The sequence below is a fragment of the Mesorhizobium jarvisii genome, from assembly GCF_003601985.1.
Taxonomy (GTDB): domain Bacteria; phylum Pseudomonadota; class Alphaproteobacteria; order Rhizobiales; family Rhizobiaceae; genus Mesorhizobium; species Mesorhizobium jarvisii.
This window is the reverse complement of record NZ_QZXA01000007.1, coordinates 404,482-426,068: the sequence shown is the minus strand read 5'-3', so window position 1 is coordinate 426,068 and position 21,587 is coordinate 404,482. Positions and strand designations below refer to the sequence as shown.

The following is a 21,587-nucleotide window of genomic DNA, read 5'->3' as shown; positions in this document are numbered from 1 at the left end:
GCGGGAGAGCAAGAGTGAATTGCGGAAACAACCATGGTTGAGACCGGACATTTCGCCCTGGTCCTGGCGTTTGCGCTCTCGCTGGTGCAGACGATCGTGCCGCTGTTCGGCGCACGCCTCAACAACCAGCGCCTGATGGCTGTCGGCGGTCCTGTCGCCGTGACCGGCTTCGCGCTGACGGCGCTGTCCTTTGTCGCATTGGCGAGCGCCTATGCGAACTCCGATTTCTCCGTGGCGAGCGTCTGGGAAAACTCGCATTCGCTGCAGCCGATGATCTACAAGATCACCGGAACCTGGGGCAATCACGAAGGCTCGATGCTGCTCTGGGTGCTGATCCTGACCTTCTTTGGCGCGCTTGTCGCCGCTTTCGGCTCCAATCTGCCGGCGACGCTGCGCGCCAATGTGCTGGCCGTCCAGGGCGCTATCGGCGCTGCCTTCTTCCTGTTCATCCTGGCGACGTCCAATCCTTTCATCCGGCTCAATCCGGCGCCGATCGAGGGCCGCGACCTCAACCCGGTCCTGCAGGATCTCGGCCTGGCCATTCATCCGCCGCTGCTCTATCTCGGCTATGTCGGCTTCTCCATCTGCTTTTCCTTCTCGGTCGCCGCCCTGATCGAGGGGCGCATCGACGCCTCCTGGGCGCGCTGGGTGCGGCCATGGACGCTGGTCGCCTGGATGTTCTTAACTGGCGGCATCGCCATGGGGTCGTACTGGGCCTATTACGAACTCGGCTGGGGCGGTTTCTGGTTCTGGGATCCGGTCGAGAACGCCTCCTTCATGCCGTGGCTGGCGGGCACCGCGCTGCTGCATTCGGCGATCGTCATGGAAAAGCGCTCGGCCCTGAAGATCTGGACGCTGCTGCTCGCCATCCTCACCTTTTCGCTGTCGCTGCTCGGCACCTTCCTGGTCCGTTCGGGCGTGCTCACCTCGGTGCATGCCTTCGCCACCGATCCGGCGCGCGGCGTCTTCATCCTGTGCATCCTGACGCTGTTCATCGGTGGCTCGCTGGCGCTGTTTGCGCTGCGCGCCTCGCGATTGACCGCCGGCGGCCTGTTCCATCCGATCTCGCGTGAAGGCGCGCTCGTCCTCAACAATCTGTTCCTGACCACGGCGACCGCCACAGTGCTTGTCGGCACGCTCTATCCGCTGGCGCTGGAGGCGCTCACCGGCGACAAGATCTCGGTCGGGGCACCGTTCTTCGACCTGACCTTCGGCCCATTGATGCTGCCGCTTCTGGTCCTCGTGCCGTTCGGCCCGCTGCTCGCCTGGAAGCGCGGCGACATCATCGCCGCGTCTCAGCGTCTTATGGCGGCCTTTGCCACGGCGCTGGCGGCGATGCTCGTCACCGGCCTGTTTATCGACGGCGCCTCGGTGTTCGCCGCCCTCGGCATCGGCCTTGCGGTCTGGCTGGTCGCCGGTGCGCTCACCGACCTTGCCGTCAAGTCCGGCGTCGGATCGGTTGCGCCGGCCGTCATGGTCAGGCGCTTCGCCGGCCTGCCGCGCTCGGTCTTCGGCACGGCATTGGCCCATCTCGGCCTTGGCCTGACCTTGCTCGGCATCGTTGCCACGCTCTCTTTCGGCACCGAGAAGATCCTCACCATGCGCGCCGGCGAGACGGTGGAATTGTCTGGCCATACGCTGCGTTTCGTCGGGCTTTATCCGGCGCAGGGGCCAAACTACAGCGAGGACCGTGGCCGCTTCGAGCTGATCGGTGTCAGCGGCAGTCCTGTCGGCGAAATCAGTTCCGCCAAGCGTTTCTATCCGGTGCGGCAGACGACGACGACGGAGTCCGGCATCAAGACCCTTGGTCTTTCCCAGCTCTACCTATCGCTTGGCGACGAGGCCAAGGACGGCTCGGTCGTGGTGCGCCTGTGGTGGAAGCCGCTGGTGACGCTGATCTGGGGTGGCGGTCTGGTGATGATGGCGGGTGCGGCCATGTCGCTGATGGACAGGCGTCTGCGTGTCGGCGCGCCCTCGCGCCGGCGCAAGCAGGCGAGCGCCGAGACGCCCGCGGTCCTGCCATGAAGGCAAGGTTCTGCGCCGCGTTGCTCGTCCTGATGCTGGCGCTCGGCTTTGCCGGCATGGCGCTGGCGGTGAAGCCTGACGAGATGCTGGCCGATCCGGCGCTCGAGGCGCGGGCGCGGGCGCTGTCGGAAGGCCTGCGCTGCATGGTCTGCCAGAACCAGTCGATTGACGAATCCGACGCCGACCTTGCCCGCGACCTGCGCATCCTGGTGCGTCAGCGCCTCGTCGCCGGCGATACCGACCAGCAGGTCATGGACTATGTGGTTTCGCGCTACGGCGAATTCGTGCTGCTGAAGCCGCGCTTCGACCTGCGCAACGCACTGCTTTGGGGCACGCCGGCGCTGTTGCTGCTGGTCGGAGGCGTGTTCATCGTGCTGACCGCGCGCTCGCGCCGACCCCTGGCGACAAAGAGCCTGTCCGCCGATGAACAGGCGGCATTGGACGCTATCCTGCACCGCGACTGACGGCTCCCTTCGACCGCCAACATTACCAAAGTTTCACGCGTCGGAAATGGCGCGGTAATGTGCGCCGCTCTAATTCTCCTTTCCTGAGGATGCCGATCAAGCCGCGTCCCTTTGAAAGAGGATACGAGACCCCATGAATATTGCCCCCAATTCATACTCCCGCACCCGCAAGCGTCTCCTGGCTGCCGGCGCTTCCGTCGCCGTTGCCGGCGTGATCGGCGTTGGCGCGCTGACTAGCGGAACCAGCCCCGTTCTGGCCGATGCCGTACGCGTCGAGGCGCCGCAGGTGCAAGGTTTCGCCGATGTCGTCGAGCGCGTGTCGCCCGCCGTGGTCAGCGTCAAGGTGAAGGCCAAGATCCAGCCGACCGCCGATGATGGCTCCGATGGCCAGGACGGCTTCGACAATCTTCCCAACAATCCGCAACTGCGCCGCTTCTTCAAGGAATTCCGGGGCTTTGGCGACCAGGGCGGCCAGGATGACGAAGGCCATCGCCGCTTCGGTCACCGCGACCACAGCAATGACCAGCCGCGCCCGGTGGCGCAGGGCTCCGGCTTCTTCATCTCCGAGGACGGCTACCTCGTCACCAACAACCACGTCGTCGAAGAGGGCACCGCCTTCACCGTGGTGACCAATGACGGCAAGGAACTCGACGCCAAGCTGGTCGGCACCGACCCGCGCACCGATCTCGCCGTGCTGAAGGTCGAAGGTGGTGGCAAGTTCACCTATGTCGACTTCGCCGACGATTCCAAGGTTCGCGTCGGCGACTGGGTCGTGGCAGTCGGCAATCCGTTCGGCCTCGGCGGCACCGTCACCGCCGGCATCGTATCGGCGCGCGGCCGCGATATCGGCGCCGGCCCCTACGACGATTTCCTGCAGATCGACGCCTCGGTCAACCGCGGCAATTCGGGTGGCCCGACCTTCAACCTCAACGGTCAGGTGGTCGGCATCAACACGGCGATCTTCTCGCCCTCGGGCGGCAGTGTCGGCATCGCCTTCGACATTCCTGCCTCGACCGCCAAGCAGGTTGTCGAGGACCTGATGAAGAGTGGCGCGGTGCAGCGCGGCTGGCTGGGCGTCGAAATCCAGCCGGTTACCTCGGACATCGCCGAATCGCTCGGTCTGAAGTCCAACAATGGTGCGTTGGTGTCGAGTGCCCAGGACGAAGGTCCCGGCAAGAAGGCCGGCATCACGGCTGGCGACGTCATCACCCAGGTCGACGGCAAGGATGTTGCCTCGCCGAAGGAACTCGCCCGCCTGATCGGCGCCTATTCGCCCGGCAAGTCGGTTGACGTCACCGTCTGGCGTGGCGGCAAGAGCCAGACGATCAAGGTCGATCTCGGCAAGCTGCCGGCCAGCGACAAGCAGGCCTCGAACGATCAGCAGCAGCCACCCGCCGCTCCGGCGAAGCCTGATACGCTGGCCGATCTCGGCCTCACCGTCACCAAATCCGAAAACGGCAAGGGCCTTGTGGTGACCGATGTCGATCCCGACAGCGCTGCGGCCGACCGCGGCATTCAGCCGGGAGACATCATCACCGCGGTCAATTCGAACGAAGTGAATGGCACCGAGGATGTCACCAAGGCGATGACCGACGCGGTGAAGTCCGGCCGCAAGGCGGTGCTGATGCAGGTAACCCGCGACAACAACAACCGTTTCGTCGCGCTGCCCGTCGCCAAGGGCTGACAACGACTTTTCCGGTGCGGCGGTATCAAACACCCCCGAGCCGCCGCACGGGAAAGCATGGAGCCGGGTACGTTAGTCAGTCATCGTGCTCTCCTCCAGCGGCAGCGGGCCTCCCATCGCCCGCTGCCGCACATTCTAAAAGCCGCCCAAAAACGCTGCCTCGGGCCTGAGCCGAGAGAATGTGATGATTTGCCCGATCATGCCTCGAAGCGGGCGTGTCCAGGATGAAGACAATCACAGAGTAAGATTCTTCCGCGCGGGACCTCGATCATCTTGATCGCGATGCGCTTTGGCAAAGGCTAAAATGCAGATGTCTGCCACTCAACCTTCCAGCGAAATCGCGTATAACGGCCCTATGAAGATTCTCGTCATAGAAGACGATCGCGAGGCTGCCGATTATCTGCAGAAAGCCTTCACCGAGGCTGGTCATACCGCCCATGTCGCCGGTGACGGCGAGACCGGTTTTGCGCTTGCGGATGCAGGCGACTATGACGTGATGGTCATCGACCGGATGATGCCGCGCCGCGACGGTCTGTCGGTCATTGCCGGTCTTCGCTCCCGCGGCAACACCACGCCCGTGCTGATCCTGTCGGCGCTGGGCGAGGTCGATGACCGGGTCACCGGCCTGCGCGCCGGCGGCGACGATTATCTGACCAAGCCCTATGCGTTTTCCGAACTTCTGGCTCGCGTCGAGGTGTTGAACCGCCGTGCCAGTGCCAAGGAAGCCGAAACCGTCTACCGGGTCGGCGACCTTGAACTCGACAGGCTGTCGCATTCGGTGCGCCGGGCGGCGCGCGAGATCACCCTGCAGCCGCGCGAGTTCCGCCTGCTCGAATATCTGATGCGCCATGCCGGCCAGGTGGTGACGCGCACCATGCTGCTCGAAAATGTCTGGGATTATCATTTCGACCCGCAGACCAATGTCATCGATGTCCACGTCTCGCGGCTGCGCGGCAAGATCGAAAAAGGCTTCGACAAGCCGATCCTGCATACGGTTCGCGGCGCCGGCTACATGCTGAAGGGCGGCTAGGCGACAGCATGGCTCTCTCCGTGCCGGCCATCATGAGGACGACGGCAGCGCGGCTTTCGGCGCTTTACCTTCTGCTCTTCGCGCTCTGCGCCGTGCTGCTCGTCTTCTACATGACCTCGCTTTCGGCGCGCATGCTGACGGCGCAGACGCAGGAGACCATCAACGACGAAGTGCTGGGCCTCGCCCGCGCCTATCAGCGCGGCGGCCTGCCCGTGCTGGTGCGCGTGGTCGAAAACCGCTCCCGCCAGCCTGGGGCCAACCTCTATCTCATCGCCGATGCCAACGGCCAGATTCTAACCGGCAACGTACAGAGCCTCGAGCCGGGGGTGATCGACACCGAGGGTTGGACGACCGAGCCGTTCTCCTACAAGCGCTTTGGCGAAGGCGAGCTTGATCGCCTGCGCAGCGGAACGTCAGACCAGACGCCGCCGCCTGCGACCGGCGAGAACGCGGTGCCGGCCGAAGGCGAGAAGGGCCACAACGCCATTGCGCTGGTGCTGCGGCTGCCTAACCAGATGATCATGCTGGTCGGCCGCGATCTTGGCGAACCGGAGCGCTTTCGTGCCGTCATCCGCCGTGCGCTGACGCTGGCGCTCGGCATGATGGGGCTCGGCGGACTGCTAATCTGGTTCTTTGTCGGCCGCGCCGCGCTGAAGCGCATCGACAGCGTGTCGGAGGCCAGTCGTCGCATCATGGGCGGTGATCTCTCGGGCCGGCTGCCGGTGACCGGCGCCGGCGATGAATTCGACCGGCTTTCGGAAAATCTCAATTCCATGCTGGCCAGGATCGCCACGCTCAACGAAGGCCTCAAGCAGGTTTCCGACAACATCGCGCATGATCTGAAGACGCCGCTGACCCGGCTGCGCAACCGCGCCGAAGCGACACTTTCGGGCAAGCACAAGCCCGCCGATTACCGCCAGGCGCTGGAAGGCACCATCGCCGAGTCCGACCAGCTGATAAAGACCTTCAACGCCATCCTGATGATCTCCCGGCTCGAGGCCGGATATTCGTCAGAGCACACCAATCGCGTCGATCTGGCGGCGGCCGTGCGTGATGTCGCCGAGCTCTACGAGCCGGTGGCGGAAGAGGCTGGCGTTTCGCTCGAAGCCGACGTGAATGGCGCTTTTCTTGTCGACGGCAACCGCGAGCTGATCGGCCAGGCGCTGTCCAACATCGTCGACAATGCGATCAAATATTCGACGGACTCCACATCCAAGCCGGCCGTTCGCGTGACGCTCGAGCGGACCCATGGCGAGATCAGGCTTTGTGTCGTCGACAACGGCCAGGGCATTCCGGACGATGCCGATCGGGCCCGGGCGACCGAACGTTTCGTGCGGCTGGAGAAGAGCCGTTCGCAACCGGGCTCCGGCCTTGGCCTCAGCCTCGCTAAGGCGGTCATGAGTTTCCATCATGGAAGGCTTGATCTCTTGCCTGGCAATCCGGGACTATCCGTGGTCATGAGTTTCCCCGCACGGGAGGATCACTGATGGCTGCGGCTGCGAAGCGGACGGTCACGGACTGGCAGTTGAAGCCTGCCCTTGGGCTCGCCCCTCTCGACGAAGCCAGGTCGCGGCAGGAACTGGCCGAAATCGCCGCGGCGGCACGCGAAGAAGGGTTGACGCGGCTGGCCAAATTCCTGGCCGGCAAGGGGCAGGGCCGGGATTTCTTGGCCGCAGTCTTCGACCTCTCGCCGTTTTTGCGTGACGCGGCGCGGCGCAGGCCTCGTATCCTGGATGCCCTTTTCGACCAGCCGGTCGAGGCGCGCCTGGAGGCGATCACCGCCGCGATCGAACAGGCGCCGTTGGCCGAGGCGGTCTCCGAATCCAGCCTGATGATGGAACTGCGCCAGTGCAAGGCCGAGGCACATTTCCTGATCGCGCTGGCTGACCTTGCCGGTGAGGCGGAAACGTCGCTGACCGTGCGGCGGTTGAGTGATCTTGCCGATGCCTGCTCTCGCGCGGCCGTCGACTTCCTGCTGCGCGACGCGCATGGCCAGGGCAAGCTCAAACTGCGGGATCTCGACAACCCGTCGCTGCAATCGGGCTGGATCCTGCTCGGCATGGGCAAGCTTGGCGCGCATGAGCTGAATTTCTCCTCCGACATCGATCTTGTCGTCTTCTTCGATCCGGAAGCGCCTGCCGTGGTCGACCCGCTCGACGCCACGGAGCTGTTTTCGCGGCTGACGCGGCGCTTGGTGCGCATCCTGCAGGACCGCACCGAGCACGGCTATGTCTTCCGCACCGATCTCAGGCTGCGTCCCGATCCCGGTTCGACGCCGCTGGCGATTCCGGTTGAAGCGGCTCTGCGCTATTACGAGGCGCGCGGCCAGAACTGGGAACGCGCGGCGATGATCAAGGCGCGTCCGGTGGCCGGCGATCTGGCTGCGGGTGCTGCATTCCTCAGGGAACTCCAGCCCTATATCTGGCGCAAATACATGGACTACGCGGCGATTGCCGACGTCCATTCGATCAAGCGCCAGATCCACGCCCACAAGGGCCATGGCGAGATCGCCGTGAAGGGCCATAACGTCAAGCTCGGCCGCGGCGGCATCCGCGAAATCGAGTTCTTCGTCCAGACCCAGCAGCTCATCGCCGGCGGCCGCTTCCCCGAACTGCGCGGCCGCGAAACGGTGCCGATGCTTGGCCAGCTCGCCGCGCGCGGCTGGATCACCGCCGATGCGCGTGACGCACTCGCCCGCCAATACTGGTTCCTGCGCCGTGTCGAGCATGCCGTTCAGATGGTGGCGGACGAGCAGACGCATACGCTGCCGGAAGACGATGAAGGGCTGGAGCGCATCGCCCACATGCTGGGCTTTGCCGATGCGGCGGCGTTTTCCCTGGCGTTCCGCGCCTCGCTGCAGCAGGTCGAACGCCATTATGCAGCACTGTTTGAAACGGCCCCGGAGCTTTCGGCGGGGATCGGCAATCTGGTCTTCACCGGCGATGTCGATGACCCCAACACGCTGCAGACCTTGCAGGGTCTCGGCTTCCAGCGGCCGAGCGACATCTGCCGCGTCATCCGCGGCTGGCATTTCGGCCGCTATCGCGTCACCCAGTCGGCGGAAGCGCGTGAGCGGTTGACGGAATTGACGCCAGCGCTGCTCAAGGCCTTCGGCCAGACGCGCCGGGCGGACGAAGCCTTGATCCGTTTCGACGAATTCCTTGCCGGCCTGCCTGCCGGCATCCAGCTGTTCTCGCTGTTGCAGTCCAACCCGGCGCTGCTCAAGCTGATGGCGACGATCATGGGCGCCGCGCCTCGGCTGGCGGCGATCATCACGCGCCGGCCGCATGTTTTCGACGGCCTGCTCGACCCGGCCTTGCTGACTGAACTCCCCGACCGCGCCTATCTCTCGGCACGGCTTTCCGCCTTCCTTGAAGGCGACAGGGCCTATGAGGAGGTGCTCGACCGGCTGCGCATCTTTGCCTCGGAACAAAAGTTTCTGATCGGCGTGCGGCTGCTTGCCGGTTCGATCGATCCGGCCCGCGCCGGCCGCGCCTTTTCCGATCTCGCCGATCTCACCATCGAGGCGGCGTTGCAGGCGGTGACCGCCGAATTCGCGGCGCGCCACGGCACGATCGCCGGCGGCGTGGTTTCGCTGCTCGGCATGGGCAAGCTCGGCAGCCGCGAATTGACCGCGGGATCGGACGTCGATCTCATCCTGCTCTACGACCATGACGCGGACGCCGAGGACTCCGACGGCGACAAGCCGCTGGCGCCTTCCCACTACTACACCCGCATGACGCAGCGGCTGATCTCGGCCGTATCGGCGCCGACGGCGGAAGGAGTGCTCTACGAACTCGACCTGCGGCTGCGGCCGTCCGGCAACAAGGGGCCCGTGGCCACCCACATCGATGCCTTCAAGAAATATCAGCGCCAGGAGGCCTGGACCTGGGAACACATGGCGCTGTCGCGGGCACGCGCCATTGGCGGCGATGCCGGCCTGTGCGCCGAGGTCGAAGCGGAAGTCGCAGCCGTGCTTGGCCAGCCGCGCGACGCGGCAAAGGTGAAGACCGAAGCCTCGGACATGCGCGCCATGATCGAGAAGGAAAAGCCGGCACGCGATCTCTGGGACATCAAGCTGATTCCCGGCGGGCTGATCGATCTCGAATTCATCGCCCAGGTGGCTGTCATCACCGGGAAGGTCGAGGCCGGGCCGCGTGTCACCGGTACGGCGGAGATCCTGTCCCGCCTCGCGCCTGGCTTCGCCGGTGCCGGGGTCAGGCAAGAGCTTGGTGCCGCCTTCGCACTCTATCTGGCGCTGACCCAGATGACCCGGCTGTGCCTCACCGGCCCGTTCGAGCGCGACGACGTTCCGCCGGGGCTTTCGGATCTGCTTCTGGCGGTCACCGACCTGCCGGATTTCGGTGTGCTGGAAGCACATCTCAAGGAGACGTCGCAGAAGGTCAGGAAGGACTTTGATCTTTTGCTTCATGCCGGACGACCATGAAATAACTGTCGAAGCATCGGACCCAAAAGTGGAAGCCGGTTTTGGGAAAATCCGATGCTCGAACAATGAGATCGAGCGGCAACAGGATCGAAGATCCGCCGCTCTCGCATCGGGGGTGACGATGCAACAGGAGAAGACCATGAGAAAGTCAACCAAGCTTGCCCTCGCCTTCGCAGCACTTGCCGGCGCCGTCGGCACCACCGCCTATGCCGAAAACAATGCCAGCGCGAAAATGCGCGACGGCATGATGGCCCGACTCGACAAGGCGATGACCTATTCAGGCGGCGCCATCACCTTCGACCAGTTTTCCGACGCCATGAACGCGCGGCTGAAGAAGCTCGTTGCCGACAATGGCGGCAAGCTGACCGTCGCCCAACTCGCCGACGCGCTGGAGAAGGCGCGCTTCGAGCGGATGGCCAGGCGCATCATCGCCCGCTACGACACCAAGGGCGACGGCACGCTGACCACGGATGACATCACCGGTCGTGAGAAGAAGGTGTTCGCCATGCTCGACAAGAACAATGACGGCAAGATCGAGAAGAGCGAACTGCCGAAGGGCCATCGCCTTGGCCATCACCGCCAATCGGATGATGACGACGGCGTCCAATAACATTGTTTGATCAAGGCTCCGGCGATATCGCTCGGAGCCTGCTGCTCAAGCGGCGGCCCTGACGGCCGGCGGCGCCTTCTTCACTGGAATGCGCACCGACACGATCGTGCCGACACCTTCGGTCGAACGGATCTTCAGCGCGCCGCCCTGGAGCTCGGCCAGCGAACGTGAGATGGCGAGACCGAGACCGGACCCGGCATGGTTCTTGGAGAACTGGTTTTGCACCTGTTCGAAGGGTCGGCCGAGCTTGCCGAGCGCCTCTTTCGGGATGCCGCAGCCATTGTCCTCGATGGTCAGCACCAGCGCGCCCGATGTGTTGCGGGCCCTGACCGATATATGGCCGCCCTGGCCGGTGAACTTCACCGCGTTGGACAGAAGGTTGATGACGATCTGCTTGATCGCCCGGCGATCGGCGAACAGACTCAGAGCGTCGGCGATGCGCGTTTCCACCGTGATCGCCTTTTGCGCTGCCTGCAACGAGACGACGCGCACCGTCTCGCTGATCAGCGGACCGAGGTCGATCTGCTCCTGGTCCAGCGAGAACTGGCCGGCCTCGATCTTGGACATGTCGAGAATATCGTTGATAACGCCGAGCAGGTATTTGCCGCTGCTGTTGATGTCGGTGGCGTACTCCTCGTAGCGCGCCGACCCCAGCGGACCGAACAGCCGCTGTTCCATCAACTCGGAGAAGCCGATGATGGCGTTCAGCGGCGTGCGCAACTCATGCGACATGTTGGCCAGGAATTCGGACTTGGCCCGGTTCGCCGCCTCGGCGCGCTCGGTTTCCTTCATGTATTTGCGGTTGAGGTCGACGAGTTCGCGCGACCGCTCCTCTTCGGCCCGCCGCGCGAGGCTGAGATCATGGATCGTCGCCATCAGCCGCCGTTCGCTGTCGACCAGCTTCTCCTGATGCAGCTTGATCTGGGTGATGTCGGAGCCGACCGAGACGATGCCGCCGTCCCGGGTCCGAAGCTCATTGACCTGCAGCCAGCGGCCGTCGGACAGTTGCCGCTCGAAAGTGGCGCCACCTTGCGGACCATTGGTGTTGGCAAGCCGGCGTTCGGACGCAAAGGCCAGCATCCGCCCTTCCAGCGAAGCGCGTGTCACACCCGGCATCACGTCGCGATCCGACAGTCCGTTGTCCTGCTGGTATTTGGAGTTGCACATGATCAGCCGCTGCGCCGAATCCCACAGCACGAAGGATTCGTTGATGTTCTCGATCGCTGTTCTCAGGCGAAGGTCGGCGGCTTCGGACCGCAACGCCAGATGGCGCTGTTCGGTGACGTCGACGGCGATGCCGATCAGCTGGATTTCCGGCGCCTCCGGATCCATGACCTGCGCACGAGCACGCATCCACACCCATTGGCCATCGGCATGCCGCATCCGGAACACCTGGTCGATGTGGTCGATTTCGCGAGCGACGATTCTGTTGGCGAGCTCGAACAGGTCGCCATCTTCGGGATGGATGATCTCGTCGACCTCGCCGAAGGACAGCATCGTATCGCAGGGCTCGTAGCCCAGCATGTCGTACATGGAACGCGACCAGTACATCTTGCCGCGCACCATGTCCCAGTCCCACAGACCGCAGCGGCCACGCACCAGCGCCATGTCGATGCGCTGATGCGCTTCGAGGTAGATGCGGTCGGCGGCCTGGGCGCGCGCCGCCTGCCCGAAATAGGCGTAGAGGATGATGATCAGCACGCCGGCCGTCAGCACGAACAAGGTGACGTTGAGCGAGACGGTCTTGCGCCACGTGTCGAAGACCGCCTCTTGCGGCACCAGCGCCGCCGCGGCTCCCTTGCGATCCTTGGCCACGCTGACCGCGGCGTACCAGTCCTGGCCGCCGATGTTGACCTCCATGACGCCGGCACGGTCGCCGAACATGAACAGCGGCTGGCCGCCCTGGACGAGGCCGTCGAGCGAATGGCCTTGCCAGGGCATCGAGCGCGGCGTCACCGCGGTGATCCTGAAAGCGCTGTCGGTGATGACAAGCACATGGCTGCGGCCCATCGCGCCCTGGCGGCTGGTGGTCTCCAGCAGGTCCTGGACAGCGCCGGGCACGGTGTCCGAGGTGGTGGCCAGCGAACTGGCCAGCTGACCCGCCGCCAGCGTCAGGATCGCCTTGGCGTCGCGTTCGACATCGTCGCGCTCATTCATCAGCGACAGCACGCGCAGCGCCGCGATGACGAGCAGGAAGATGATGATGAGGGCCGGTATCGACCGGCGCAGCAGCGGTTCGGCGGCCAGAAGCCGCTTGTAGGCCGGTTCGGCAATGAGCCGCGTATTCCCGGCAAGGCCGTCGCTGCGCGCCTCGCGACGCGCAAAAACCATCCCACCGGGCGCGCCCCACGCGTCCGCCTTTGCCATAAATGGCACTCCCCGAATTGCCTATGCTGCTTTGTGATCCGGCAAACGCCGCACTTCCGAATCGTCAGTAAAGAATCAAACGTGATTCGCCTTGTCCAGTGGCCCGGCGAAAAAAGATTAAAAATCGACTAAAATAATGCGCTTCTGCGGGTGCGGCGGCTGGGCCTTCTCCCACACGGGAGAAGGCAAGGGCGCCTAGGCCAGCGTGCGCTCGACAATATCGCGCAGGTCCGCCGACAGGTTTTCGGCATTGGCGATCGAAAGCAGCGCCTCCCTGGCCTTGGCCTGCCGGCCCGGCTCGAGCGAACGCCACGACCGCAGTGCCGTCGCCAGCCTTGCCGCCACTTGCGGATTGCGCTTCTCGACCTCGAGCACCGTTTGCGCGAAGAATCGGTAGCCTTCGCCGTCGGCGCGGTGGAAGCCGGTCTGGTTGGCGCTGGAGAATGTGCCGATCAGCGAACGCACCCGGTTCGGATTGACCATCGAGAAGGCCGGATGGGCGGTTAGAGCCCGGACCGTGTCCACAGCCTGCGGCCCCGGCACGCTGGCCTGGATCTGGAACCATTTGTCCATGACCAGCGGATCGGATGCATAGGTCTTTTCGAAAGCCGCCAGCGCCTTGTTTGCCTCCGGCGAGGCGTGGTGGCGATGCGCGAGCACGGCAAGGGCGGCCGCGCGGTCGGTCATGTTGGTCGCCGACTGGAAATGCCCGGCCGCCAATGCCGCTCCGCCCGGCAGCAGCGAGAGATAGTCCAGCAAAGTGTTGCGCAGGGCGCGTCGTCCCGCGCTCGCCGCGTCCGGGCTGAAGGGGGCCTTGTCGGCAAGGCTGTGGTAGAGTTCGGAAAATGCCTCGCCATTGGCCGTAGCGATCGCCAGCGCAAGGGTCTGCCGGGCTGCATGAATGGCATCGGGGTCGATGTTCTTGCCGATGTCGCGGGCGATGTCGGCATCGCCCGGCAGTGCCAGCGCAAGCGCCCGGTAAGCAGGCTCCAGCGTCTCATCGCCGGCGATGCTGCCGGCGAGCTCCGTCAGTCGTGTCGCGAAGACCGGATGCTTGCCGCCAAGGAACTCGCGGAAGGCAACGATCAGCGCATCGGTGAGCAGCGTGTTGAAGGCTTGCCAGCGCGAAAAGGCATCGCTGTCATGGCGGGCAAGGAAGAACTGGTCGTCGGCCTTCTGCTCGACCGACAGCGTCACCGGCGCCGAAAAGCCGCGGTTGAGCGACACCGCCGGACGTTCAGCAACGCCCGAGAAACGCACCATATGGCGGCGCTTGCGTAGATGGATGACGCCGTCCTCGACGCTGGCGCCCTCGACGCCGCTAAACGCGACAGGCTTGCCGCCGGCGCCAATCAGCCCGAAGGCGAGAGGAATATGCATCAGCCGCTTACGGCTTTCGGAGGGTGTCGGCGGCACCGACTGCTCGATTTCGAGCGTGAATTCCTGCGCGGCCTGATTGTGCGTCGAACTGACCGTCAGATTGGGCGTGCCGGCCTGATGGTACCAGAGCGCGAACTGCGACAGGTCGCGGCCGGATGCATCCTCGAACACTTTGATGAAATCCTCGATGGTCGCCGCTTCGCCGTCATGCCGCTCGAAATACAGGTCCATGCCGGCGCGAAACGCATCTGCTCCCAGGATGGTGCGGATCATGCGCACCACTTCGGAGCCCTTTTCGTAGACCGTCGCCGTGTAGAAATTGTTGATCTCACGGTAGCGGCGCGGCCGCACCGGATGCGCCAGCGGACCCTGGTCCTCGGGAAACTGGTGGGCGCGCAGCGTGCGCACCTCGGCGATGCGCTTGACCGCGCGCGAGCGCTGGTCGGCAGAGAATTCATGGTCGCGGAACACCGTCAGGCCTTCCTTCAGGCAAAGCTGGAACCAGTCGCGGCAAGTGATTCTGTTGCCTGTCCAATTGTGGAAATACTCATGCGCGATGATCGCCTCGATATTGGCGAAATCGGCGTCCGTCGCGGTCTCCTCGTCGGCCAGCACATATTTGTCGTTGAAGATGTTGAGGCCCTTGTTCTCCATCGCGCCCATGTTGAAGTCGGACACCGCAACGATGTTGAAGACATCGAGGTCGTATTCGCGGCCAAACGCCTCCTCGTCCCATCGCATCGACCGCTTCAGCGCGTCCATGGCGTAGCCGGCCAGCTTCTCCTTGCCGCGCTCGACATAGATGCCGAGTTCGACCTCGCGGCCCGATATTGTGACGAAACTGTCGGCGACCTGGCCAAGATTGCCGGCCACCAGCGCGAACAGGTAGGATGGCTTGGGGAAGGGGTCATGCCAGACGGCATAATGCCAACCGTCGCCGATATCGCCCTTGTCTCCCGGATTGCCATTGGACAGGAGCAGCGGCGCCTCGTCACGGAGCGCCTCGATCCGCACGGTGTAGACGGACAGGATGTCGGGGCGATCGAGGAAATAGGTGATGCGGCGGAAGCCCTCGGCCTCGCATTGCGTGCAATAGACGTTGTTCGAGCGGTAGAGACCCATCAGGGCCTCGTTACCCGCCGGGGCCAGTTCGGTCTCGATCAGCAGTTGGAAGCGGCGCGCGCCCGGCGGCTTGAGAATGGTGAGCTGATCAGGTGTCACCAGCAGGTCCGCCGGTTTTGCCTTCTTGCCGTTGATCTCGACGCGCTTGAGCGTCAGCCCATCGCCGTCGAGCACCAATGGCGCCGCCGCGGCTACGCCGTCGCGGCGTTCGACCGTCAGTGTCGCGGTGACGATCGTGGCCTCGGGCGAAAGGCGGAAGGTGAGGTTGGTCTGCGGAATGAGATAATCGTTGGGGCGATAGTCTTCGAGCTTGAAGACCTGGCCGGTGTCCGTGCGCATTCCGTTGTTTTTCCTGTCGATTGCGTTGGACGCGGAGTTCCCGCTGGTCCAAGAAATTTGAAGTCCGCGCTCTTTACACGAAATGGTCCCTCGACAAAACTCGGCCGATGCCTATTTCAGGCATTCGTTCTCCACATCCCCGCGAGGCAGCCATGACCGTCGTCACACCGAAATTCGGCATGGGCGCTTCCGTGCTGCGGCGCGAGGATACCGCCTTCATCCAGGGCCAAGGCCGCTACACCGACGATATCAAGCCGGACGGCGTGCTGCACGGCTATGTCCTGCGCTCGCCGATCGCCAAGGCGAGCTTCACCATCGGCTCGATTGAGGCGGCGAAGGCGGCACCCGGCGTCCATCTCGTGCTGACCGGTGGGGATCTCACCCATCTGCGCGATCTCAAGTCCGGCGTCATGCAGGCACAGCCGGACGGCACCAAAGCGCCGACGCGCGACATTCCGATCCTGTGCCGGGACCGCGTCAACTATGTCGGCGATGCGGTTGCCTTTGTGGTCGCCGACAGCCGTGCCTTGGCGCAGGATGCCGCCGAACTGATCGAGGTCGATTATGACGGCGAGGACGCCGCCTCCGGCACTGCGACGGCGCTTGCGGAGGGCACGCCGCTGGTCTGGCCGGAACTCGGCTCCAACCGCGCCTTCACCTATCATATCGGCGACAAGAAGAAGACGGACGCGGCTTTCGCCGGGGCCGCTCACGTCACGCGCATCGAATTCGTCAACAATCGGCTGGTCTGCAACTACATGGAGCCGCGCTCGGCGATCGGCGAATGGAATATCGGGGAAAACCGCTTTGTGCTGACCACCGGGTCGCAGGGCGTGCATTCCATGCAGTACATCCTGGCCAGCGTGTTCAAGATCAAGAAGGACCAGCTGCGCGTCATCACGCCCGATGTCGGCGGCGGTTTCGGGCCGAAGAGCTTCGTCTACCGCGAATATCCGCTGGTGCTAGAGGCGGCGAAGCGGCTTGGCCGCCCGGTGAAATGGGCCGGCGACCGCACCGAGCACTTCCTCACCGACGCCCAAGGCCGCGACAATGCGGTGACGGCCGAAATGGCGCTCGACAAGGACGGCCGCTTCCTCGGCATGAGGGTCGAGCTGCTTGCCAATATCGGCGCCTACATCTCGCAATATGGCCCTTTCATTCCCTATATCGGCGTCACCATGTCGACCGGCGTCTATGATATCAGGGCGCTCGATGTCTCGGTGACCGGCCTCTACACCAACACCTGCCCGGTCGACGCCTATCGCGGCGCCGGGCGTCCCGAGGCGGCGTTCCTGTTGGAAAAACTGGTTGACGCCTGCGCTCATGATCTCGGCCTGCCTGTCGAAGAGATCCGCCGCCGCAACTTCATCCGGCCCGAGCAGTTTCCCTATCGCACGCAGACCGGCCGTCTCTACGACAATGGCGAATTCGAAGGCCATATGGACCGCGCCATCGAACGGTCGCAGTGGAAGGCGTTTCCGCAGCGGCTGGAACAGTCCAAAGCCGACGGCAAGATCCGCGGCATCGGCATGGCCACCTATATCGAGGCCTGCGCCTTTCCGGGCTCGGAGCCGGCCTTTGTCGAGCTCAATGGCGACGGCACGGTGACGCTGAAGATCGGCACCCAGACCAACGGCCAGGGGCATGCCACCGCCTATGCGCAGTTCCTGTCGGAAAAACTCAATCTCGACATCGACAAGATCCATGTCCGCCAGGGCGACACCGACGAATTGAAGGCGGGCGGCGGCACAGGCGGCTCGCGCTCCATTCCGTTGGGGGGTGTCTCGGCTTCCCGCGCCGGCGAGGATCTGGCCAACAAGATCAAGCGCATCGCCGCCGACGAGCTTGAGGCCTCGGCCGGCGATATCGAATTGTCCGATGGCGTTGCCCGCATCGTCGGCAGCGACCGGAGCATCGATTTCTCGAGCATCGCCAAGGCCGCGAAGACGACGGATGACCTTAAGGGGTTCGGCGAGTTCGTGCAGGACGAGTGCACCTATCCGAACGGCACCCATATCTGCGAGGTCGAGATCGATCCCGACACCGGCGCGACCGAGATCGTCCGCTACACAATCGTCGACGATTTCGGCGTCACCGTTAATCCGATCCTGCTCGCCGGCCAGGTGCATGGCGGCGTGGTGCAAGGCATCGGCCAGGCGTTGACCGAGAACACCATCCATGGCGAGGATGGGCAGCTCTTGACGGCGAGCTTCATGGACTATGCCATGCCGCGCGCCGACAATTTCCCGTTCTTCCATTTCGAGACCCGCAACGTGCCTTCGACCACCAATGCACTGGGCATCAAGGGCGCGGGCGAGGCCGGCACGATCGGCTCGACACCGGCGGCGCTCAATGCCGTCACCGATGCGCTGTGGCGCGCCTATGGCATCAGGCATATCGAGATGCCCGCGACGCCGGCGCACATCTGGGCCGCGATCAGGGGCGCATCGCCGACGTGACATCAGGGGCGGAACCAGGAACGACGGGAGGCCACGACACGCTGAGGGGCATCGCGCTGAAGATCGTGTCCGTCGCGGTCTTTGTCGGCATGCAAACCTGCATCAAGGCGGCCGGTGACGTGCCGGCCGGGCAGATCGTCTTCTTCCGCTCCTTCTTCGCCATCTTCCCTATCATTGCCTTCCTGGCATTGAAGGGACAGCTGCCGACGGCATTCGTCACCAAACGTCCCTTCAACCATGTCGCGCGCGGCGTCGTCGGCGTCGGCGCCATGGGGCTGGGCTTCTTCGCGCTCACCAGGCTGCCGTTGCCGGAGGCGATCACCCTGAACTATGCGCAGCCGCTGTTGGTCGTGGTGTTCTCCTCGGTCTTCCTTGGCGAGTCGATCCACGTCTATCGGTGGAGCGCGGTCGCCGTTGGTCTTGTCGGCGTGCTCATCATTTCCTGGCCGGAGCTGACGCTGCTCAACTCGGATGAAGGGCTCGACGACCAGGAGGTCCTGGGCGTCATGGCTGCGCTGGTGGCCGCGGCGATCTCGGCGGTCGCCATGCTGCTCGTGCGCAATCTCGTGCAGACGGAGAAGACGGCGACCATCGTCCTGTGGTTCTCGTCGACCGCCAGCGTGCTCTCGCTGCTGACACTGCCTTTCGGCTGGCAAGCTCTGACGCCGACGCAAGCCGCGCTGCTCGTCATGGCCGGCTTCTGCGGCGGCCTCGGCCAGATCCTGATGACGTCGGCCTATCGCCACGCCGAGGCCTCGGTGGTGGCGCCGTTCGAATACACCTCGATGATCCTCGGCGTTGTCGTCGGCTATTTCATTTTCGGCGATGTGACCTCGCTCAACACGCTGATTGGCGGTGCGATCGTGGTGGCCGCCGGCATCTTCATCATCTGGCGCGAGCGGCAACTGGGCCTGGAGCGCACGCGAACGCGCAAGGTGACGCTGCCGCAGGGGTGAGGAGAGGTCCGCGTAGCGGACGGAAAGCCAATTGCTTGGCTTTCCGAACGACGAACGCCCGGAGCGAAGGGCCGGTCTCCTCAGTTACGACCGTTCGCTCCGCTCCTTCGCCAGCCGCACAAGCACCGCACGAGTCTGCTCGTCGGCCGGGAAGAAAGACTCGATCGCCAATTCCGACAAGGTCACGTCGATCGGGGTGCCGAAAACGGTGATGGTGCTGATGAACGACAGCACCTGATCGCCATGGGCGAGCCTGAGCGGATGCACGATGGCATTCGGCTCGACGGGTGTCGGCCTGCTGCCCTTCAGCCCGGACGGATAGCTGCGCAGCTCGCGCTCCAATTCGACCAGCACCGGGTCGCCGCTGGCATCATTCTGGTGTTTGAGACGCTCAAGCAGATGCGTGCGCCATTCCGCGAGATTGACGATGCGCGGTGCGATGCCGCCGGGATGCAGGGAAAGGCGAAGTACGTTGACCGGCGGCGTCAGCAGCGAAGCCTCGCTGACATCGGCAAGGAAGGGAGCGATCGCGGCATTCGCCGAGACCAGGTTCCAGTGCCGGTCCACGGCCAGCGCAGGGAAGGGCTCGTGTCCCTTGAGCACGATCTCGACCGCTGCCATCGCCGGCGCCAGCGTCGTGTCGCTGAGCGGCCGTTCGCTGAAGCTCGGCGCGAAGCCGGCGGCCAGCAGCAGCTGGTTGCGCTGCCTCAGCGGGATCGAAAGCTGCTCCGCCAGATGCAGCACCATGTCGCGCGAGGGCGCGGCGCGCCCGCTCTCGACGAAGGAGAGATGCCGCTGCGAAATCTCGGCCTCCGTGGCGAGATCGAGTTGGCTCATGCGGCGCCGCGTGCGCCATTCGCGGATCAGACTGCCGGCGGAGGTTTGGGCTGATGTCATGTGAAATGGTTAGGCTGACGGGGGCGGCATTTCAATTACCTGCGAGGTTATGGCGATCTACGAGAGTGCCCGCAGCTTCGCCTTCACCTCGAGAAAATCCCGCCATGCCAGCTTCTTGTGCGCCGGTGTACGCAGGAGATAGGCCGGATGCAGCGTCGGCATGGCCGGAATGGCGATGCCGGAGGCGGTGGTGTGGACACGCCAGTTGCCACGCAGCCGCAAAATGCCTTCCGAGGTGTTGAGCAAGGTCTTGGCCGACGGGCCGCCGAGATTGACCAGCACCTTGGGATTGACCAGCTCGATCTGCCGCTCGATGAACGGCCGGCAGATCTCAGTCTCGTGCGGCGTCGGCGTGCGGTTGCCCGGCGGCCGCCACGGGATGACGTTGGCAATGTAGACCGAAGTGCGGTCGAGCCCGATCGCGGCCAGCATGCGGTCAAGCAGCCGGCCCGAGCGGCCGACGAAGGGCAAGCCCTCAATGTCCTCGTCGCGGCCCGGCGCTTCGCCCACCAGCATCACCGCGGCGTCCGGGTTGCCGTCGGCGAACACCAGGTTCTTGGCTGTGGCCTTGAGATTGCAGCCGTCGAAGGCAGCCATGTGCTGGCGCAACTCGTCCAGGGTCGTTGCGGTTGTCGCCAACTGGCGCGCAAGCGCCGCCTGAGCCTCGTCTGGCACCGCGGCGACCGATGAACGCGCCGGCGGCGCATCCGGTACGTTGCTTGCATCCAGTCCGGGCGGTGCCGCTGGCCGCTCCGCCGCCTTCTCCTCGTGAGGTGGCGCCACCGGCGCCGGTGCGCGCTCGACAGGTCTCGGCGCCGCCTCGGCGAAGCGATTCACCGGGGCGTCTTCCAGCGCCTCGTCGACGCCGGCGCTGGCATAGAAGGCCAGGATGTCGGCAATATCGGTCGGGCTATTGGGGGACGCGGCAGTCATGGCGCGCACATTCGTCCGCACGACTGCAATTTGCAAGACCGGCGGCTTACCCTATCCCGTCGGGATGCGCGGATCCTGCACCAGATAGAAGGTCCATCGCGGCGTGTAATCGGTCATCAGGAACTCGAAGCTGACGGTCCTCAGCGGGTCGACCTTGCCGTTCTTGAACAGCAGCCGGTCATAGGGCTCGAACTCCCGGTCGAAATCGGCGAAATTGCTCGACCAGATATTGTCGGGCGTCTTGTTGCGTTGGTCGAAGGAAAACCCGTCTCCAAACACGCTCGGCTGATCCAATATCTCCTGAAGTTCGAACTGGAATTCGATCCAGGCCTGGCCGCTGTTGTTGAGCACGTTGATGCGCATATACATGATGCCATTGGCGAATTCGCCCGCCTTGCCGAATGTCTGGATCGGCTTGGTCGTGCGGATGGTCAGCGTCACCGGTGTTGCCGAATTCAGCTCTTCGGTGATGACCAGCGGATCGTCCTTGGTTCCGATGCCGGAGGCTCCGGTGATGCGGAAGCCGCCAAGCTCGTCGGAGAAGGAGTAGGCGCCTGTCGCCCAGACCTTCACCTCGTTCGCTGTGGCGTGCCCCGGTGCCGACGTCAGAAGGGCCAGAAGAATCGCCCGGCAGGCCCGGCCGGGCGGGAAAAGAAAGCGCGTCGAAGAAAAGCCCGCTGGCCCAGGAAAGCGCATGGCGGGAAGTATGGCCGATAAGCAAGCCGCCGAACAATTAAAAAACGCAGGCGTGGCCGGTCTTACCGGGCGCAAATGCCTGCCCCGCCGCAAGATGCGCGACTTTTTGGCCAAATCCGCATTGTCACGTCTGCGCCGGTTTCCTGTCGCCAATTGATGCGCTATGCAGCGCAGGAGC

15 protein-coding genes are annotated in these 21,587 nt (G+C 64.3%); 10 read left to right on the top strand and 5 right to left on the bottom strand.

Features of this window, described 5'->3' with window-relative positions:
- Positions 1-33: 33 nt before the first annotated feature.
- From D3242_RS20285 to D3242_RS20255, 7 genes are all read left to right on the top strand, one after another.
- A complete protein-coding gene (locus tag D3242_RS20285; protein WP_064985055.1) occupies positions 34-2,025 on the top strand; it encodes a heme lyase CcmF/NrfE family subunit in 1,992 nt (663 codons plus the stop codon).
- Positions 2,022-2,489 carry a cytochrome c-type biogenesis protein gene (locus D3242_RS20280; RefSeq protein ID WP_064985053.1) on the top strand — a complete coding sequence of 156 codons (468 nt, stop codon included), beginning with the start codon at positions 2,022-2,024 and terminating at the stop codon, positions 2,487-2,489. The genes D3242_RS20285 and D3242_RS20280 overlap by 4 nt, the downstream gene beginning before the upstream one ends.
- 133 nt (positions 2,490-2,622) lie before the next feature.
- Entirely contained in the window at positions 2,623-4,173 is a 1,551-nt protein-coding gene (locus D3242_RS20275) for a Do family serine endopeptidase (RefSeq protein ID WP_064985051.1), read from the top strand.
- Between the two features lie 355 nt (positions 4,174-4,528).
- On the top strand, positions 4,529-5,203 hold the full coding sequence (locus D3242_RS20270; protein WP_027046649.1) for a response regulator transcription factor: 675 nt from the start codon (positions 4,529-4,531) through the stop codon (positions 5,201-5,203).
- An 8-nt stretch (positions 5,204-5,211) separates the two neighbouring features.
- A complete protein-coding gene (locus tag D3242_RS20265; protein WP_064985049.1) occupies positions 5,212-6,690 on the top strand; it encodes a sensor histidine kinase in 1,479 nt (492 codons plus the stop codon).
- On the top strand, positions 6,690-9,650 hold the full coding sequence (locus tag D3242_RS20260) for a bifunctional [glutamine synthetase] adenylyltransferase/[glutamine synthetase]-adenylyl-L-tyrosine phosphorylase (protein WP_064985048.1): 2,961 nt from the start codon (positions 6,690-6,692) through the stop codon (positions 9,648-9,650). Before D3242_RS20265 ends, D3242_RS20260 begins: the two co-directional genes overlap by 1 nt.
- Positions 9,651-9,789: 139 nt before the next feature.
- Positions 9,790-10,260 (top strand): EF-hand domain-containing protein, encoded by a 471-nt coding sequence (locus tag D3242_RS20255; RefSeq protein ID WP_064985111.1) that lies wholly within the window; start codon positions 9,790-9,792, stop codon positions 10,258-10,260.
- Positions 10,261-10,305: 45 nt separating this feature from the next.
- On the opposite strand, the gene D3242_RS20250 is transcribed toward D3242_RS20255, so the two are convergent.
- Positions 10,306-12,627 (bottom strand): PAS domain-containing sensor histidine kinase, encoded by a 2,322-nt coding sequence (locus D3242_RS20250; RefSeq protein ID WP_019857156.1) that lies wholly within the window; start codon positions 12,625-12,627, stop codon positions 10,306-10,308.
- Positions 12,628-12,822: 195 nt separating this feature from the next.
- Complete coding sequence (gene pepN, locus D3242_RS20245; protein ID WP_064985046.1) at positions 12,823-15,468, bottom strand: aminopeptidase N; 2,646 nt, start codon at positions 15,466-15,468, stop codon at positions 12,823-12,825.
- 152 nt (positions 15,469-15,620) lie between these two features.
- Here pepN and D3242_RS20240 point away from each other — a divergent pair, with 152 nt between their 5' ends.
- Positions 15,621-17,927: a xanthine dehydrogenase family protein molybdopterin-binding subunit gene (locus tag D3242_RS20240; RefSeq protein ID WP_064985044.1), complete on the top strand. Its 2,307-nt coding sequence runs from the start codon at positions 15,621-15,623 to the stop codon at positions 17,925-17,927.
- On the top strand, positions 17,924-18,883 hold the full coding sequence (locus tag D3242_RS20235; protein WP_064985110.1) for a DMT family transporter: 960 nt from the start codon (positions 17,924-17,926) through the stop codon (positions 18,881-18,883). Before D3242_RS20240 ends, D3242_RS20235 begins: the two co-directional genes overlap by 4 nt.
- Positions 18,884-18,967: 84 nt before the next feature.
- Here D3242_RS20235 and D3242_RS20230 read toward each other — a convergent pair whose 3' ends face one another.
- From D3242_RS20230 to D3242_RS20220, 3 genes are read right to left on the bottom strand one after another with little or no spacing between them, the layout of a single operon-like run.
- Complete coding sequence (locus D3242_RS20230; RefSeq protein WP_019857160.1) at positions 18,968-19,780, bottom strand: helix-turn-helix domain-containing protein; 813 nt, start codon at positions 19,778-19,780, stop codon at positions 18,968-18,970.
- Positions 19,781-19,837: 57 nt separating this feature from the next.
- Positions 19,838-20,713 carry a uracil-DNA glycosylase gene (locus tag D3242_RS20225; protein ID WP_019857161.1) on the bottom strand — a complete coding sequence of 292 codons (876 nt, stop codon included), beginning with the start codon at positions 20,711-20,713 and terminating at the stop codon, positions 19,838-19,840.
- Between the two features lie 51 nt (positions 20,714-20,764).
- Positions 20,765-21,409 (bottom strand): hypothetical protein, encoded by a 645-nt coding sequence (locus tag D3242_RS20220; protein ID WP_081296151.1) that lies wholly within the window; start codon positions 21,407-21,409, stop codon positions 20,765-20,767.
- On the opposite strand from D3242_RS20220, the gene D3242_RS33585 reads away from it, so the two are divergent.
- Positions 21,408-21,566, top strand: a complete 159-nt coding sequence (locus tag D3242_RS33585; protein ID WP_155772704.1) for a hypothetical protein — start codon at positions 21,408-21,410, stop codon at positions 21,564-21,566. The two genes, D3242_RS20220 and D3242_RS33585, sit on opposite strands and share 2 nt — an antisense overlap.
- Positions 21,567-21,587: the final 21 nt, after the last annotated feature.